Raw genomic sequence first — 18991 nt, 5'->3', positions numbered from 1 at the left:
TGCGGGCCCTCTGATCTATTGTTTGTCTGTAATATACTGGCTGAGTCTAATTGCAATAACTGCAGCTTCGGCACGGGTTAATACGCCGGATGGATTAATGCTGCCATCAATACCACGGATGATGCCGTATTTGATGCTGAGCGCGGTCGATTGCTTAGCCCAGGCCGGGATTGAATCTTTATCTGCGTAGGTACTGAGTAATTGCGTAGCTTCCGCATCACTAAGGACCTCACCGTCGGCACTGACTACATTCAGCAGTCTTCCAACCATCGTCATTGCTTCCATTCTTGAAACAGTATCTTGAGGAGCATATTTACCGGTACTTTGTCCGGTGACGATACCAAGTCCGGCTGCAATGGATACACTGCGGTTATACCAGCTGCCTGCTGACACATCCGTGAAGTTCTGACCGGTGAACGTATTGTTCATAAGACCTGCTACTCTAAGCAGAATAGTCGGCAGCTCTGCACGGGTAACTTGTGCCTGAGGAGCAAAGCTGTCAGCTGATTTACCCAGCACAAACAGTTTGCCGGAAGCTTCATTAATTCCCGCTGCTCCCCAGAAGCTGCTGGATACATCTTTGAAGAGCTTGCTGTTGTTAATAAAGAACAGGCTGCCTTCTCCCGTAATCTGCATATCCAGATTATTTCCGCTGCTATCCTTCTTCCAAGGGATAGTTGTCCAGTTTCCTTGTCCATCCTTCAGTACCACCGCTGTAATTTCTGCTGCTGTTATTCCCGCAGGAATGGCTACTTTAGCCTTTACAGACGGTGTCCATTTGCCGGAAGCCAGATTGGCTGTAACTGTGGCTCCTTGTCCAGAACCCAGTACACTGAAGTTCTGCGCTTTCGCCAGTGCCGTCATTGCATTCTTGTCTGATACAGCGTTGTTTGCAACGGTAAGCTTGAGCGGGCCTGTAAGTCCGGCCAGGTTCTCCGGTGTAAGCACAAACTGTCCAAGCGGTACATTGACCGCAATATTCTTCTTCGCTGTAACAGCTTGCTGTACTACACTCAGATCCAGTGTTATATCATAGCCTGTTGCTGTAGTATCAGTGCTGCTGATCATAATATCGCCACTGCCTTCTGCAGCTTTACTGCTGTCAGTAACATGGATTACTGCTGTAGTATTATTCCACGTAGCATCAACATCCTGACCGTTTAATGTTACCGAAGGTAATACTCCAGGTGCAGGTGTAGGTGCCGGCGATGCTGCCGGTGGAACAGCGCCACCGCCGCCAGAACCACCACCACCCGGTATACTAATAAAGATTTTCGCAATGGTCATGGCAGACGAAACGGCCAGCTTATCTTTGGAAGTCCGCTTAGCTACAATAATTGCGTCATCAGGCTTGGCAGCAACTACTCCGTTTGCCGGCAGCAGACTCCAGCTGCTCAAGTCCGAATTGAATTGCGGAAGCACAGCGTCCTTACCACCGCTATAAACTTTGTAGGCAAGTTCCTGACCGGCCAGACCACCGGAATCAAGGATTAATTGAGTATGTGCGGTATCATTGCTGATTTCTTTTGCCGAAAGGGATATTTTGGAATAAATGATTGCTCCAGCCATCCCTGCCCCCATAGAGAGCTTGTCCTGGGTAGTCCGTTTAGCTACGACAATGACATTACCGCTGCTCACAGTAAGCAGTCCATCATCAGGAAGTGTACTCCATGAGCTTATATCAGACTTAAATTCCGGAAGTACTGCTGTGGCCGCACTATTGTATACCTTGTATACCAGTTCCTGGCCAGCCATATTACTAGGTGCTACATCAACCTTTGTACGAAGCTCATCATTGTTGACTGCCTTTGTTGAAACAGACAAGCCAGTAAAGACAATGGCCGGTACGGTAGCAGCTGCCATAGCCAATTTGTTCAGGGATGTCCGTTTGGCTACTACAACGACATCACCAGTCTTAGCAGGAACCTTTCCGTCCGCAGGGAGTATACTCCAGTCACTCAAATCCGCTTTAAACTCCGGAAGAGTAGCTTTACTGTCTCCGCTGTAAATTTTATACGCCAGCTGCTGGCCTGTCATATCACCAGAATCGGAAACAATAACGGTACTATGGGAGGTGTCATTGTTTATTGCATGTGATGAAATAACCAGGCTGCCCAGCTTCACAGGCTCAGGCACTTCAACCGAAGCAACCATGTAACCCTGGATTGTTACTCCATCCGCTACTGTGTACTCCCCTGTAATCAGGCTTGAGCCGGTTGCCAGGGCTGTAACGGTCGTGGTCCGTTTTTGGGTTGCCGCATCCACAGTAGTCACAACGTCAACCGAATCTCCGGAAGCTAACGAGTAGGTGATTTTGCTCATGTCACTCTCTTTAACTTCCACTTGCTTATACTTCGTCTTACCGTTCTCGTCCTTGCCGTCGGCCACTTTAAGATAAGCTGTCTTGATAATGCTGGTCTGGCCAGGCTCCAGAGATGGAACCTGTTCGAGAATCAGTGCCGAAGGAACATCAAAGCTTTCATTGGAAATGTTCACCACTGCCGAATTTTCATTGCCTGCACCATCTGTAGCGGTGAACTGAAGCGCAACAGTCGGATCAGCCGACGCTACCGGCACTTGTGCATTAAAGGTTCCGTCTTCAGCAACCGGCACTACCGTGCTGCCTACTTTCAGGAGAGTTCCCTTTGTAGTAGTACCCGCTACAGTGATCTTGTTGCCCGAACCGTCGTTAACCGTTCTTGCTCCGGTCGCCGGCTGGTCAATGTAGAGCACAGGCGCAATGGTATCAACGGTCAGATACAGCATGGTTACGGAAAGGTCCTTGGTTACTGTATTCGTTGCCCGCAGTTCTACAGCAAACGGTCCGTCTGTCTGGAACTTGGTCAGCTTCAGCGTACCCTGGCTTCCGCTTGCAGTATTGCTGAGTGCTGCCTTGCCGATTGACTCTTCTGCATAGAACGCTTCTACCGTTACATTCTTCTGATCCGAAGTAAACGTCAGTGTCTGTTCCGTTTGCTTGGTAAGCAGATTGATGTAATCACCGGTGTTCTCCACGGTACCTTGACCTGTCACATTCAGCTTAGGCTTAACAGGTACAGGAAGCAGCTTCTTCGCAGCAGCAACCCGGTCCGCGTAATGGTAATTCTGGTTTTTGTCATCAGCCTCGGTCGGAACAGTTGCTGCCGACACGCCGATTTCGTATTCATATCCGACTTCAAGACCGACATATTTCACATCCTTCAGGTCGATCGTGGTGCCTTCCAGACTGCCCAGCTCCACAACATCTGATGTAGAGGTTGCGGACCAGCCGCCGATCAGAATGCCTTCGTACTTGCCTGTTGCCGCATTCCAGTAAGGGGCAAGCTCGGCTTCCGTAAACAGGATTTCGCCGAAGTTGTCATAATCCTTCATTTCGCCGTCCTGCAGACGTTTCGCATCAATAATATAGCTGTGCTCATAACCGCTGTGTCCGGCTTTTTTCGCTCCCGGTTTGAAGGAGAGGGCAAACAGTCCGTTTCCTGCCGGTTCAACCTTCAGATCGCTGACGTTCTGCGGTGCATACGGATCAACAATCTCAAACTTCTGCACCGAAGTCTTCGTAGCGAAGGTAGCGCTGGATTTCAGCTCGGCACGCAGATAGTAGTTCCCTTGTCTCAGCAGTCCGCGGATATCCTCCGGATTACCCATCAGGGTTACATTGGTTACGTCAATGCTTGTGCTTCCGCTGGTTACTCCGTTACTGAGGCCGCCATTCTGGCCAACCGGAATATCCTTGGCAATCAGCAGACCCGGATCACCTGCTTCAAGCACGGGCTCTCCGTTGTCCAGCGTCGTTGTTTTCTTGGAAACGGCGTCCTGGGCCAGATACAGATTGATTGTATCTCCTTCAGCCGCATTGGCAACTTTCCAGGAAGCGTTGAACTTGTTCGCATCCGAGCTGTCCTTAGCCAGAACGATATCATTCAGCTGCGGTGCAGTCGGTACGTTCAGCAGCTTGGTTTTGACCGGGGAAACCGCCGTCAGTGTCCATGTGCCGCTATTTACCTTATCTGCTGGAACAATGATATACGCTTTACGCACATCGACCTGATCCTTGGAATTTGCTGCCGGAATATACTGGGTGAACGCATTGGCAGTCGGGTCTGTATTCGTGTTATCGAATTTAACCGGGAATACCTTGCCGCTTGCATCCTTCAGCGTGAATTCCGGACGATCCTTGGATTCATATTCCATTTCGATAACCGCATTACCGGTTACATCACGCATTGGAATTTCATGCACTCTGCCGCTGTTTTTAACCGTGATGCCGCCTACGCTGACGTTCAGGGAACCATTTTCAACGTATTCCACACCTTCGGCTACTTCGCGGTAGACAATTTCCTGATTCTCCTGCTCAGCTGCAGGAACAGCAGCTTCGGAGGTCGCTACAGTCTCAACCCCCTGTCCGATAACCATCAGACGCGGTCCGAGCTCAGGGTCATCTACAACCAGATGAATCACGCCATCCGGCAGCTGGTCTGTTGAGGTTCCGAATTCAACCCCGCCGCCCCAGTAATAAGTGATTCCGAGCGAGATCAGCAGAATGCCGATGCTGCCCCATACTTTGTCATTGTTGACTCCGAGGAACATGCTGGAGAGCGGCATACCGCCGACAATCGGCACATCATTAGGAATCTGGATCTTGGAGCCGATATAGCCTTCAAAATCGGTGCGGTTCTTCTCGAGATTCTGCCCGACGAAGATCCCCGCTTTACCGATAATGATATCCCATCCGCCGATATCCATCTCTGCCTGTACGCGCACGAACCATGGAGTTACCCACTGGGCTTCAAGCAGCGCTTTGGTCAGCATCGGCAGCTTGTCATCATCTTCCGGCTCTGCCATCGTGGAGAAATCCATCTTGCCTTCCACTTTCAGTCCGGTCCGTTTCACCGTAAGATCGACATCTCCGAAGAAGTAAGCCGGAGCCATACCGAATCGTAAGCTTACACCAGCTGACACAGTCAGCGGGAACGGATCATCCTTGCTTCCGCCGGCGATCGTATCCGCAAGCTCACGGACCGCACCGCGGATTCCTGTCAGATACGTAGCACCGGTGATCAGAATCCCCGGAGAAGGCAGCCCTGCTCCGAAGGCAATGACATCCGGCAGGATCCGGCCGTCTCTAACCTTTTTAAGGGACAGCTCAACGGATACTTCAAGCATGTTCTTAAGCTGGGCATCAAAGGCCAGTCCGTACTGGTTCTCTACCGGCTCTCCGCCGATATCCTGAACAAAGTGGGTTACTGTAATTTCACCGCTTGGACTCTTAGGCCCGTCATCATCCTTTTTCTTGGCGCCTTCCTTCTTGGGTCCGAATAAGCCGATCGATTCTCCCAAGTCAAATTTGAGCGCTGCGTCAATGCCGACAAAACCTTTATCATTGAACACAACGTTGTTAATTTCTGCATTAACGATCTTCATCGACAGGGAGCCGCCGAAGGAGATTCCGCCTTCTCTTAACATAAAGTCATTAAAAGAAAGTCCGAAGCCGTCAATCGAGAAGCTTGGTGCTGCAAACAGCGACTGTCTGTTGAAATATACATCCTCGATCATTACCTGGCGCAGCGGGTTCAATCTGTCGCCCACGCCTCCGACTGCCCATTTCAAGCTGCCGTTTTGGGTATCATCTTCCGGGTTCGTATTTTCTTCTTCCTCTTCTTCCTCGTCATCATCACCTGTGCCGGCAGATGGAAGGTTAAAGTTCTCATCCCCCAGCGACTTGTTGAAGCCGTTGAAGAAGTCCAGCGTCCATTCCCCTTTGTGGAAAATAAAGCCGCTGCTCGCTACGCTCAGCGTTCCGTCCCCTTTGATGAACAGGGTATCCAGGAACGGCATGTCATCCGACTGTGTGGTTCCGAAGATATTCAGCTTACCGCGGACAAACGCCAGGTCTTTACCTGTATAAGCTACAGCATCATTAATAATGGCCGGTTCTGTCTTTGTATCTACAATAACCTGCTCGTCAGCCTTGGAGCCGACCTGCTTGATCATCCCGCGGATGACAACAACCACTTCGCGGTCAATTTCCTCTTCCTCTGCTTCAGCCTCGAATTCCTCCAGCTCTTCCTCGGAGTCAAACAGCCTGTAGTTATAGAGAGGTGTTTCTTCAAGCGCTTCATCATCCATGAATTCACTCAGCTCGAACTCCGGATCAACGGCCTTGCTGGCCATTCCGATTACCGCTTTGGTCTTCTTGTATTCCGTTACTGCGTTATAGAGGAACGCTCCGTCTTCAAACGGCTCGTCCGGGAACAAACTGTTCAGATCGTCGAGCAGATCTCCGCTTACAGACGATCCGTTTGCGATGCCGCTGACATCCACCAGCTGCTTGTATACGACCATAATGCCGGCTTCACGGATCCGTGATTCGTCATTGTCGGATACGAGAATGGTCTGTTCGGTGGTGATGTCGTACATGGAGGCCATTTCCTCGTCACCGCCGGCATCGCCCTTGTAGTCAATCTCCACCTGGTATTCACCGAGCGGAAGCTCTGGTCCGAGGCCTGCTTCGATTACATTGCCGGCCTCATCCACTTTATCTCCGCCGCGGTAAGTGATTCTCATATCACCGGACATACCGTCATCAGTCGGCTGCATAACAACAGCATCCTGGACGTTAATTTTGTAGCGTTCACCGGTCACTGTCTCTTTCAGATACAGATCAAAGTTAGGCGCTGTCGTCTCATTACCTGTATTGTAGGCTTCGATGTTCGACAGATTGACGGTCATATACTTTACGTCTGTGCTGTACAGCTCATCAGGAGACATTCCGTATACATAGGTCGGTGTAGCCTCACCTATAGGCGGCAGCAGAATGAAGTTCGATTTATTCGACTCATACTGTGCTTTGATGCTTTCATCCGCCATACCCTCTATCTCACTTTGGGTCTCCGGACTGCGTGCTGTAATCATATATTCGCGGGTAGTAGGCCAAGGTCTGCCTTTTGCCTGCACCTTGAACGATGCGGCAATCGTATCACCCGGCTTGTACTTCGGCAGGATGCCCTGCTCCGCTTCTTCAGGCGATGCCGTTTTCTTGAATTCCAGCGTCCGGCTTCGCGTATTCTCAAGCACCGCATTGCCGTTCGCATCTCTTACGACGTTCCCTTTACTGTCAAGTCTGACGAAGTTCAGCCCGCTTTCGAGCGTAAGCTGCACTTCAATCTTGGAATGCTCCATGTTAAAAGCGGCCAGATTCTCCACCTCGGCGGTGATATCGAAAATGCCCTCATCCCTGTAGGCACTGTCATCTTCAAGAGTCGCCAGCTGCTGAATCTGATCTACATAGCGAATCGAGAATACTTTATCCGGGGCAATGATTTCCCCGAGCCCGTAAATGGTCTCGAAGCTCTGGGAACCACCGGCGGCAATTTTGTCCGGGTTCCAGTAGAAGGCGACTGCAGAGTCGGCACTTCCGTAATCATTGGTGTCGCGGGTGAAATCCAGATTCGGGTTCACCTTGTAATCCCATTTCGTGTTGGCCAGCCCGTTCCAGTGGCCGACAATCATCTCATCAACAATGTTGATGTTCTGCTCGGCAATATTGTTGAAGCCGTAGGCGACAACATTTGTCGCCTGCGGATTGGTCAGGTCCAGCTTGTCACGCATAACCCAGTAGGAAGGAAGCTTGTACAGCGCCGCATCCTCTTCCGGAATGCCCGCTGCCTGCGGGTCATGCACCAGCTTTCTTTCTACCATCAGCGGAGCCTGGTAGGCAGTGCCGATCTGGAACAACGGTCCGTCATTGGCGCCGACCATTGTATCCAGCAGGATCCGGCTGCCGACCTCAACGACAGCGCCGCTCTTGTTATTGACTTCATAGCGGATATTGATATTACCGGAATTCACCATATCCTTGCTGTCGGTATAGAGCATCAGAATCTGCTTGATCTCTACGCCTTTGATTTTCCACAGCATTTCGAGCTGCTTGGTTCCATTAGAGTTCTCTACAATCTTTGGTGCTGTTGTTTCGGAATAAAAGCTACTGTCAAACTTGTATTTGTTACCGTAGATATAATCTGTACCATCAATCCGGAACGTCGTAAACGACGTTTCCGGATCATCTCCCTGGTACAGCAGGTTCGTATTCTGGTCTTTTTTGCGTATTGGCTGGCCATCCACTGTACGGACACCGTAACGGCCCGTAGCATTATCCACAGTGACTTTGATGAAGTCATTGGCGATCGTGGTTGTATTCGTCGCCTTGGCCGCATCCGCCAGGGCATGCAGGCTCTCTGATGTAGACAGGAATACCATCACGAAGGAGAGCATTACCGCACACGTTTTTTTAAGCAGCTTCACCTATAGTCCCCCTGTTCATAGTTCTTTTCTAGTTCGTGCTGCTAACGAAGAAGGTCGCATACTCACGGTCGCGCTCCTGCGTTCTCACGATAATTGTGTACCAGCCGGCTTTCGGGAAAGTAACCTTGTACTGTCCGCTCACGAGCTGATCATAGGTGATTTTGGTAGCGATTGTTTTCATTTGCCCTTCGCGGTAGAGCCCTGACTGATACATCAGATCGAATGTACCCCACTCATTCACTTTGTCAGCGCCTGAAACCTTCATTGTGTTGTAGCCGCTGATCTTGAAGGTAATGGTATTGCTGCTGAACAATGCGGATTCTCCGGAGGATGCCGAAATCAGTGTATCGTCCCCGAAAATAAGCAGTCCGCCGTCCTTCACGACAATAACATCCTGCGTCGCAACGGTTTTATTGCCGACCTGGTCAGTTGCAGTGTAAGTAACCTGCTGGCGGCCCAGCTTCGTCAGATCAAGACCGGTAACAGCCACCTTCACATTTGCTGCCGCCGATACATTATCGGAGACGGTGTAGCCGCCGAGGTCAACGGCGAAGTTAAAGTTCTGCTTGTTCTGGGCAATGCCGACAGCGCTCTTTTTCAAGGTCAGCTCAGGGGCCGTGTTATCCAGACCTTTTACCGTAACCGGAATTTTGCTCGAATTACCGAGCAGGTCGGAGATCGTCATTACCGTTGAACCGGCGCTTTCAAATTCTCTTGAGTAAGTGAATGTGCCGTCAGCCGCACTGATTTTGTTCGTGTAGCTTGCGCCCGACTGAATCGGCTTGAGTCCCGAGAACACCATATTCGGTGCTGTCGTCTTGCCGGACACCGTCACTTTCACCTTACCTTGTGCGTACTCCTGTCCGCCGATCGTAACGATCTTGCTGTCAGGTACTGCTTGGCCTGCAGCGTCCACGAACGTATAAGTGATTTTATCCGCATCCGGCGCTGTGTTCAGGATATTGGTTACAGTCTCTTTGATCACTGTCGTATTACCGAACTGGTCAGCTACAGTAAAGGAACCTACACCGTTCTCTTTCAGTGATACGGTCTGATTCTGGCTTGTGATAAAGATCTGCTTCGCCGAGTTATCCGCCTTTTGCACTTCCAGCGTCACTCCGGAGGAGAGCACCACATTGCCGTTGCCGTCCTTAATCGTGCCGAACTCCTTGCTGCCGTCAGGCCCGTACTGGTACGAGCGGACAATTTTCACCTTAGGTGCTTCTTTATCAATATTGTTCACTGTGGCTACCGCTGTGCCGGTGTTGCCTGCGGCATCCTTGAATTCAAAGGTAAACGAACCGTTCTCCTTAAAGGTGTAAGAGCTCTTGCCGTTGTTGTTCGTGATAATAATCGGTTCTGATGGGTCGACCAGCTGTGCTGTAACATTGCTGTTCGTCAGTGCTGTGAACGGATATTCTACGGTAGCCATCGGCGCCGTTCCATCCACATTCTTAACGACAACATACAGGGTGTCTGTACGCTCGGCATCATTAAGATCAATCAGATCAAAGCTGTAGAAGCCGTTCTCTTTGACATTAAAGGTATTGCCGGTGCGTGTCGGTACGGTTGGATTCACCTTTCCGACAATAACCTTGACGCCTGCAGGAACAGCCACCTCAATATTGGCACCCACAGTTGCATTCACTGGGCTCGTAGTGTTCATGCTGGCCAGTGCATATACCGGAGCATCATCCGGCATCTGGGCCGGTATCTTCAGCTTCGCAGCGTCGCTGATCTTGCCGCCCGGCGTTCTGTACTTCACCATCACTTCCAGGAATGCAGGATTGGCTGTAGGAACCTTAACCGATACAAAATTCGTGTAAGGCTTCCAGTTCACCCAGCTTGCGCCGTTATCCGGCGAAATGGAATATTCATAGCCTGCTTTATCCTCTGTCTCGATGCTCAGCTTCACAATCGCTGTATAGCCGTCTTCTTCATCACCTGACAGATACAGAAGTGCTGATTCGGCTGCTGCCGGAGGCGCTTCTGTATCTCCGCTCGCTGAAACCTTGAAGCTTTCAGGCGTGTGGGAGATGACACTGTTGCCTGCTCCGTCAACGGACCACACATACAGGGTGTAATCGGCTACTTCCCCCGGCTTCAGATCCTTGCCGGTAATTTCAACGGCTCCGCCGACCGGAAGGTCTGTCCATCCCTGGGAGACTGCATCCGGTGCAGGAGCATCCGCCTTGACCCATTGGTATTTCGTCTTAGCGCCTGTCTTGCTGTACAGTTCAGAAATCGTAACACTCAGCGACTGCTTAGGCAGCGGATAATTAACGCCGTTCTTGCTGTAGGTTACTGATGACGGCTCATTATCAAAATAATAGGCTTTGGAGTAGTAATACGCCTTGTCGCCCTGCTTCACAATTAAATGCACATACTGCACACCGTTCTTGGTGGCATCGGCCGGAATCAGATATGTGATCTTCTCAGGCTCTTCTTCTGCCGCCAGCAGCATGGCTGCCTGATCTGTCCCTTCTGTCAGCTCAGCATCCGCAGACGGCGATGCTTCCGGTGCGGCAGTTGGTGCCGGTGTTGCCGAAGCTTCAGGAGCAGGTGTAGCCTCCAGTGTATTGACAGCCACTTGCTTAAAGCTGCCTGTATTCAGCAGGCCAACGGACAGCAGCTTCATCATTGCCGCCGGTCCGACCGCTGCGCCGACTGCCGGTTCTACAGCCGGATCGGCTGCGGGTGTTGGTGCCGGAGTGATTTCCGCTCCTCTGCCTTCACCTGGAGCAGGTGTTGGCGTTGCTTCTGCTCCGCCGCTGCCTGCTTCAGCTGATGAAGACGGTGAAGGTGATGGTGATGCTTCCAGAAGCGATTTTTTTTCCGTTATTTCTACCGGCTCCAGTGCCGTAAATTCATTGTCGCCAGCCGGATGATTGGAGCTGCCGGTAATGGCATATCCGACAAAGTCCGGTGTAATGCCTCCAATGCTGAACATGACATCATGACTCTGTACATAGTTCGGGTTGGACGGTGGGGTGAATTCAGCGGGCATGCTGTCCTGTGAATTCACAGTGACCGTCTTGCTGTAAGCCACATCCGTAATTTCGTTACCGGCTTTATCAGCCGCCTTAAGGTAGAGCCAGTAGCTGCCATCCTCAAAAACATCCTCGTAGGTTGACTGGGTTACTGTTGTGCCATTGTAGTTCGCCGGCTTCCAGTCCACATCCGCCGGCTGATTGCCGTCTTTAACCCACTGGTACTTCACGGTATCGATGCCGCTGTGCGGATCAGATACAAGGGCTGTAATCTCAACGCTGTTCGAGTTGTCGTTGCTCGGAGTACCATTAGCAATGGAAGGAACCTGGTTGTCCAGCTTCAGGATACCTACGTTATGTGTCCAGTTGGAGTCATCCTTCTTGAAGTAGTCCAGCTTCCATACATTTGTATCGCCGTATTGTCCTACCGCAACCAGTGCCTTGTTGTCGGCATACAGGATTTTTTCATCTTCCGTGCCTGGAGCCTCTGCAAGCCAGGCCTTGTACTGCTCATCATGCTCTCTGACATATTGCTGCTTCAGCTCGTACTGCTTCAGCTCACGCGCTGAATCCCAGGTCATGTCTGCAGTCCATGTGTGCAGATACCACTCTCCGCTGTTCTCAGAGGTAAAGGCTTCTGCCGGAGGTGTCAGCAGGTTCGTCTTGTTATTGGCAACTTGGAGCTTGATATCCTGGAACTCGTCCGGATACAGTTCCTCGGAAGGCTGCTTCGCAGACAACGCATAGCGTTTAAGCGCAGCATAGTTATCATCCGCTACGGAAGCGAACGGATCTGCCGGACTCTGGCTCCACAGGTAGTACACCAGGCCAACCGACGGTGAAGCCGAACCGGTCATATTCGACGGGCGGTAAATCCCCCGGCTTGGTCTGTCAAGGCCGCGGTCCGCAGTAACCGGATCATACGCAGGTACCTTTACTGCCGGATCATTGGCATCAATGGTAACCTTGCCTTTTTTCTGATAAGTCGTATTGCTGCCTCCGCCTGTTTCATAACGGTAGCCGATGATCGGCAGCGTATTGTCGATGGACAGATTCGCCCAGTCGATCTTGGAATTGACCAGCGACGTATCACCGTCCACATGCTCGCCGTCATAGTTGGCCGGCTGGAACAGCAGGTTACCGGCATAGTCCTGAATAACGTTGATGTCGGTATTGTCACCCTTCGCATCATGCGAAAGTGCAATGACCTTAAGCAGCGGAGCCTCTACCGCAGTACCGCCGGGCACCGTCATCCGGAACGTCCAGTTCTTTGTATTGGAACCGCCAGTGTAGTAAGCCTTCATGCCGTTATTGAAGCGCAGGAAGGTCTGGGCAGTAACCCAGCCTTTTTTAACAACGGCTTCTTCGGTCATTTGCACCGTAAAATCAATAACATCGCCTTCATTAAGCGTCACCCCGGTCAAAATCTCCGGCTGGATGCCGTTACCAACCTTTGTGTACTTCGGCCGCACCGCATCGACAATGACCCGGTAACCGCCGCTCTTATAGTTGAACGGATCGACTGTCTTGCCCTGTACATTCGGCAAGCTCGCTGAGCTGCCTGCATTCGGGAAGCTGATCGTCGCCATATTACCCGCTGCATCGGCAAGTCCGGCTGCCGTGAATTTCTCCTGCATGGTCTGTTCCATCGGAGGATTGTTCGGGGTTGTCCCTGCAATCTTCGGCTCCACCGGAAGGTTTCCGCTCTGGGAGTATTCATTCGGGCTGTAGGAGAAGGCGATCGAATTATTCAGCGTACTCAGATTGGAGGAGCTGTAAGTGGTGTTCTCCAGATACTGCATCTGCCCCGCCCCGGGAAGTCCGGTCCCCGCCGGATTCATAAACAACGGATGCCGGAGGAAAAAGTCAGAGTTGCTGGCTACCAGCGTTGTAGGCTTAACCGGCTCTGTGAAATTGTAGGCGACCGTTACATTTTCGCTCTTTTTCACATACAGCTCAGTCTGGTTGATTGTTGTATTCTCACGGGTTGCACCGTTGCCGGTGAAAGTGTAGTCTTTCAGCACCGGACGCTGCATGTCCTCGAATTTGAGGTAGAAGCCGCGTACACCTGCCGCCTCACCATCGTCATCCCCTTCACCGTAGACCCACACGTTAATAACGGAGTTTGGCTTGATAATGGCAGAGGCCGATTTGTTATAAACCTGGCTGCCTCCGGTTCTTTCACTAATTAGCGTCTTTCCATCGATGCTTATATTAATAGCAGATTGACGTGTCCATAAAAACCCGGAGTGGCGTCTCAGAACCGCGAACCCGGTCTTCATTTCGGCATGTCCGCTCATGGCCATTTCGCGCAAAATCGGATTGTCTGCTACGCGGACTTCGAATTGAACCGTTGCTTCATTATCGTTGACACCAGCAAAAATATCGCCGCCTGCCCAGTCATATTGAGCATCCTTATCCGTCTCAGTCTGTCTGAACCCTTCTACCTGATTGTTATAGAAGTTAATAAATGTATTGGTAGCAGAATAGGACAGATTTCCTATACGCGCCCCGCTCTTAAAGACCACTTCAATGTCTTTTGCCGCAGCCTGCACCCGCCCTGTCCACATATCAGGTATCAAAGACAGCAGCATAATAATCGTCAGACTTAATGCGGTGTATTTCTTTGCTTTCCTGCTCATCAGCAATTCGATGCTCCCCCTTATTGTTTCATCATTCTAAGTCCGCCGTCCTACAAGAATGGTTGGTGTTTAGTCTCTTTTACCTTGTGTCTGCACGCTCTCTCCTTTCGGCTCCCTTACGACGGACAAGAATGATCAGATTCAAAATACCTATTTTTTCATATCTAAAATTCATTCTAGCAGGGAGCTCTAAACAAACTCTTAACAAATCTCGACAAAATACTGTTTCAGAGGGGATAAAAGGGGGTTAATTACATAAAAATGCGTATTTTTTTCTTTTTCCTAGAAAATATTTTTGTTTATTCGACTTTTTATTTGTTTTTGTGCAAGTTTTATATGCCTGTAAAAACAAAAAAAGCCAACCGCTCGCGATTGGCTCTCACTCTATACTCTATATAAAATATTACTTCGCTACCGCACCCCGGTTAATCGCCTTGCCCACCTGCTCCAGAATCGCGGACATTGAAGCCGGATCTTTTACATCATAGTCATCGATATTCAGGCGCAGCACCGGACAGGCGCTGAACTCGTTGATCCACTGGGAATAACGTCCGTGCATATGCTCCCAATAGGAGACATCGGTCTGGATTTCCATCTCGCGGCCGCGTTCATTGATCCGGGTGAGGATCGACGGCAGGCTGCCTTCGATATAGATCAGCACGTCAGGATGCGGGAAATACGGCGTCATCACCATAGCCTCATACAGGCTGGTATACGTGTCATAGTCAGTCTTGGACATGGTGCCTTGATCGGCATGCATTTTGGCAAAAATCCCGGTGTCCTCATAAATCGAACGGTCCTGCACAAAGCCGCCGCCCAGCTCGAACATTTTTTTCTGCTCCTTGAACCGCTCCGCCAGGAAGTAAATCTGCAGATGGAAGCTCCACCGCTCAAAATCATGGTAGAACTTCTCCAGGTAAGGGTTGTGGTCAACCTGCTCCAGCGAGGTCTGGAAGTTCAGCCGCTCCGCCAGCGCTCCGGTCAGAGTCGATTTCCCGACGCCCACCGTTCCGGCTACTGTAATAATAGCGTTCTCCGGAATGTTGTATGTGTTCATTTCATAAGCTCCTTTAATTGTGCGGCGATGGTGTGGTAATCCTCCTGATTTTCCACAAAATCAACCTTATTCCCATCAATAGTAACAATAACCGTCGACGGCTCGCGGATGGCAAGCTGGGCCATGGCATCGTCGTAATCCTCGATCAGCTGCTGCAGATAAGCCTTGGAAATTTCCTCCTCAAACGGACGGGCGCGCTTGGCGATTCTCGCCAGCAGTGTATCCAGATCTGCCCTGATATATAGAATGATGTCCGGCTTCGGCAGATCATCGGTGAGCACATGGTAAATTTCACGGTATTTGTCCCGCTTCGTCCCCTTCAGCGTCCGTTCGCTAAAAATCAGATTTTTATAAATATGATAATCCGAGATAACCGGCTTCCCTTTCACTATATACTCGGTCACGGTGTCTTCCAGCTGCTTGTACCTGTTACATAGAAAGAACATTTCGAGCTGGAAGCTCCAGTCATCCATGTTCTGATAGAACTTGTCCAGGAACGGATTCTCTTCAACAATCTCTTTAATCATCGGAAGCTCAAGCTCAGCCGCCAGCATGGTAGCAAGGGTGGTTTTTCCGGCTCCGATCGGGCCTTCCACTGCAATAAAAGGTGCATGTTTCATTAACGCTGATTTCCTCCTCAGATACGGACAAAACTAAAAAAACAGACTAGGATATTGTATCACAGGTCAGCCGGCAATGAGCGACATTTTTCTGCAGAAACTTTTTACATGGATGGAGCGTCTAATTGTAAGTTAATGGATTTCAAATTCTAAGGAGACCTCTTATGAAAAAATGGACAAAATTGCTCGGCCTGGCGCTAAGCCTGGCTGCAGCAGCCGGCTTTCCTGCAGCCGGCAGCGGAGGAGCTGCGGCAGCAGCCGACACTGCAGCTGCTGTTGCCAGTATCGCCGCCTATGGGCCGGATCACCTGATCAAAAAGGACGGCAGCCTCTGGGTCTGGGGCGACAGCCGCTCGGTGCCTACACGTGTGCCGGGACTTGCGGAGGTTAAAGCTTCCTTTGGCCTGGCCGGGGGCGGAGGGCTTGCGGTTAAGCAGGATCTCTCCGTCTGGCAATGGCAGACCAATACCAAGACTTTAGCAATGGAGACTGCACAAGTTCCGGAAATGACTGGCTTGACGGACCTTGCACTGGTGCAGGGTACATACCTGGCTGTAAGCGGGGCTGGTGCGGTCTATCAGGCAACGTTACCGGACGACGGTACCTCGCGGGTCTCCTTCTCCCCTGTTGGCGGAATAGAGGGAGTAACTGCTGCGGGGGGTTATTTTGAGGATAATGAGCAAGGCTCCTGGAAAAGATTCCTGTTCCTGAAGCAGGACGGGACGGTCTGGACCTCAACCGATCAGCTTACCTCCTTCCAGCCTGTCCGGAAGCTGAGCCAAATCATCCAGCTGGAGAGTAACTTCGCGCTTGCCGGAGACGGCACGGTCTGGACCTGGCCCGTCGAGTCGATTTATAATCCGGTTGCCGGGAGCGATGTAATGAATCCGGTACCTGTAACCGGACTGAAGGATATCCGTATCCTACGTGATAACGGGCGCAGCACGCTTGCCATCGACAATAGCGCTAACCTCTGGTTCCGGGGAATGACCATTACCGGCAGCTCCGACGGCACAACCTTCCATGAGCAGACGGTACCGCTGCGCTTCACCGGAATCAGAAATGTAACGGACGCCTATATTATGGAACGATCTATCGTGGCTTTAACAGCGGACGGCAAGGTATACACAACCTCCATCGGAGAAGAAACGATTACTGCAGATGCAGTGTTCACCTTGCTGGCCTCCAATATTACCTCCATAAAGGGCGGCGGACGCCACATCATTATGCAAAAGAGTGACGGCACCCTCTGGGGCTGGGGCGTCAACAAAAACGCTCAGCTCGGCTACGCCAACTATGATTTCAGCTTTGACCAGCCGGTGCCTATGCAGAAGCCGATAGCCGTTACCCTGAACGGAGAGCCGGTCAATCTGACGAATGGTGTGATTACCCGCGGCGGCCAGAACTTCGTTCCCTTGCGGTCGCTATTTGATAAACTGGGAGCCATCGTTGCCTATAAAGAGAACCATACGACCACTCCCACCAATAACGGCGGCACAGCATCCAAGGTGGACAAAATAGTAACCATTACCCGCACCGCCGTGAATAAAGCGTCTCTCTCTATCTCCATTAATACGGTAAGCGGAGAGACAACCGTCAACGGTACATCAGTCACCCTCGCCACACCGCCGTTCATTGTGAACGGTACAATCTATCTCCCGCTGCGTTTTATCAGCGAGCAGCTCGGCGCCACCGTCAACTGGCTGCCGCTGCAGGAGGAGATTGCGATTAGTATGAAGTGATTCAGCCTTGCTCTGATGTAGCTCTGATGTAGCTCTGATGTAGCTCTGATGTAGCTATGGAGCAGCTAAAGTGCAGTTAAACAATAGTGTCTCCACTCAAAGCAGCCCCGTGTCCCGCCTAATAGACGGTGATGCAGGGCTGTTATTTTCATCCTTTATGTAAAATATGCTTCAAGGGGCTGCTATAACTGCACTTTCTGCAACTATTCGGCGCGAAAAGAGGCTATTTTTCATTTTAACTGCAGTCTGTGCAATTAAAAATCCCCATTTTGCTTCTCAGAGCCGAAATTGCCGCTTTTAGTTGTATGAAGTGCAGCTAAAGCCGTGGCGACAGAAAAAATGAGCATAATAAGTGTACAAAGTGCATCTATCCACTATCCACTATTCACTATTATCTACTATCCACTATCCACGAGAAATCAAAAAAAAGCGCCCCGCAAGCCAACTCCAGCCGGCTTGCGGGGCACTCTATTATAAAAAAGAATTAAGACAAACGGCGACTGAAGTCACTATATTCAAACTCGCGGATAATCTTCAGGCCTTCTTCATCGTTGTAGGAAGCAATGGCCGGCAGGTTCACGCCGTTGAACATATGGTTCTTGACCATGGAATAGATCGCCATGTCGAGGAAGACCAGCTTGTCGCCGTATTTCAGCGGTTCCGGGAAGGAATAATCCCCGATAACATCACCCGCCAGGCAGGTCATGCCGCCAAGTCTGTACGTGTACGGGTATTCTCCAGGCTGCCCTGAACCGATAATGTTCGGCCGGTAAGGCATTGCGAGCACGTCCGGCATATGGCATTCAGCCGAAGTGTCGAGAATGGCAATGTCCATGCCGTTGCGCATTGTATCAAGCACAGTTGCTACCAGATATCCGGTGTTCAGCGCAACCGCTTCGCCCGGCTCCAGGTAAATCTGTACATTGTAGGTTTCTTTCATATGAAGGATACACTTGATCAGTGTCTCCAGGTCATAATCATCACGGGTAATATGATGGCCGCCCCCGAAGTTGAGCCATTTCATGCCGTGCAGATACTGCCCGAACTTTTCCTCTACAACCTTGAGTGTACGCTCCAGTGTATCGGAGTTCTGCTCACACATGGTGTGGAAATGCAGCCCTTCAATGCCGTCAAGCTCTTCCGGACGGAAGTTCGGCAGGGTTACGCCCATACGGGAGTAGTTGTAGCAAGGGTCATACAGCGGCACTTCAATCTCGGAATATTCCGGATTGACACGGATTCCGCAGCTGATTGGCTTGCCGGCATTTTGCACCCGGTCCTTGAACCGGTTCCACTGGTCAAACGAGTTGAACACAATGTGGTCGGTATAGCCAAGCAGCTCATCGAATTCACGTTCCATGTAGGCCGGCGCATAGACATGTACTTCCTTGCCCATCTCCTCGAAGCCCAGACGGGCCTCGAACAGGGAGCTGGAAGTAACGCCATGCAGGTACTTGCCGACAAGCGGGTAAAGCGCGTGCATGGAGAACCCTTTTTGCGCCAGAAGAATCTTGGCACCGGTGCGTTCCTGCACGTAATTCAGGGTCTCCAGGTTCTTCTTGAGCAGGCGCTCATCGACAAGATAGGCAGGTGACGGCAGCGAGCTGATGTCGATATCGATTTCTTTCATTGCCTT

Annotated in this window: 6 protein-coding genes; 1 reads left to right on the top strand and 5 read right to left on the bottom strand. The window is 50.9% G+C overall.

All coding sequences use genetic code 11. The features are described from left to right. Positions 1 to 15: 15 nt before the first annotated feature. The 4 genes from M2108_RS15215 to M2108_RS15200 form a co-directional block, all read right to left on the bottom strand. Positions 16 to 8304 carry an S-layer homology domain-containing protein gene (locus tag M2108_RS15215; RefSeq protein WP_277470236.1) on the bottom strand — a complete coding sequence of 2763 codons (8289 nt, stop codon included), beginning with the start codon at positions 8302 to 8304 and terminating at the stop codon, positions 16 to 18. Positions 8305 to 8332: 28 nt separating this feature from the next. Beyond that, the gene (locus tag M2108_RS15210; protein WP_277470237.1) at positions 8333 to 13936 is read right to left on the bottom strand and encodes a hypothetical protein; all 5604 of its coding nucleotides are present in this window, start codon (positions 13934 to 13936) and stop codon (positions 8333 to 8335) included. 403 nt (positions 13937 to 14339) lie between these two features. Next, a complete protein-coding gene (locus tag M2108_RS15205) occupies positions 14340 to 14993 on the bottom strand; it encodes a deoxynucleoside kinase (protein ID WP_090710991.1) in 654 nt (217 codons plus the stop codon). Beyond that, positions 14990 to 15613, bottom strand: coding sequence for a deoxynucleoside kinase (locus M2108_RS15200; RefSeq protein WP_277470238.1), 624 nt, complete (start codon positions 15611 to 15613; stop codon positions 14990 to 14992). The genes M2108_RS15205 and M2108_RS15200 overlap by 4 nt, the downstream gene beginning before the upstream one ends. Before the next feature lie 164 nt (positions 15614 to 15777). On the opposite strand from M2108_RS15200, the gene M2108_RS15195 reads away from it, so the two are divergent. Further along, positions 15778 to 17355 carry a stalk domain-containing protein gene (locus tag M2108_RS15195; RefSeq protein WP_277470239.1) on the top strand — a complete coding sequence of 526 codons (1578 nt, stop codon included), beginning with the start codon at positions 15778 to 15780 and terminating at the stop codon, positions 17353 to 17355. Between the two features lie 484 nt (positions 17356 to 17839). Here M2108_RS15195 and nspC read toward each other — a convergent pair whose 3' ends face one another. Further along, a complete protein-coding gene (gene nspC, locus M2108_RS15190; RefSeq protein WP_481856915.1) occupies positions 17840 to 18976 on the bottom strand; it encodes a carboxynorspermidine decarboxylase in 1137 nt (378 codons plus the stop codon). Between the last annotated feature and the right edge of the window lie 15 nt (positions 18977 to 18991).

The sequence above is a fragment of the Paenibacillus sp. PastM-3 genome, from assembly GCF_029893965.1.
In the GTDB taxonomy this organism is placed as follows: Bacteria; Bacillota; Bacilli; order Paenibacillales; family Paenibacillaceae; genus Paenibacillus_AQ.
Note: the sequence above shows the minus strand (reverse complement) of the source record. Positions and strands in the feature narration are given on the sequence as shown.

Coding starts and splice junctions, on each gene's coding strand:
- M2108_RS15205 (WP_090710991.1), bottom strand. CDS start 14,993: ATGAACACATACAACATTCCGGAGAACGCTATTATTACAGTAGCCGGA.
- M2108_RS15200 (WP_277470238.1), bottom strand. CDS start 15,613: ATGAAACATGCACCTTTTATTGCAGTGGAAGGCCCGATCGGAGCCGGA.
- M2108_RS15195 (WP_277470239.1), top strand. CDS start 15,778: ATGAAAAAATGGACAAAATTGCTCGGCCTGGCGCTAAGCCTGGCTGCA.
- M2108_RS15210 (WP_277470237.1), bottom strand. CDS start 13,936: ATGAGCAGGAAAGCAAAGAAATACACCGCATTAAGTCTGACGATTATT.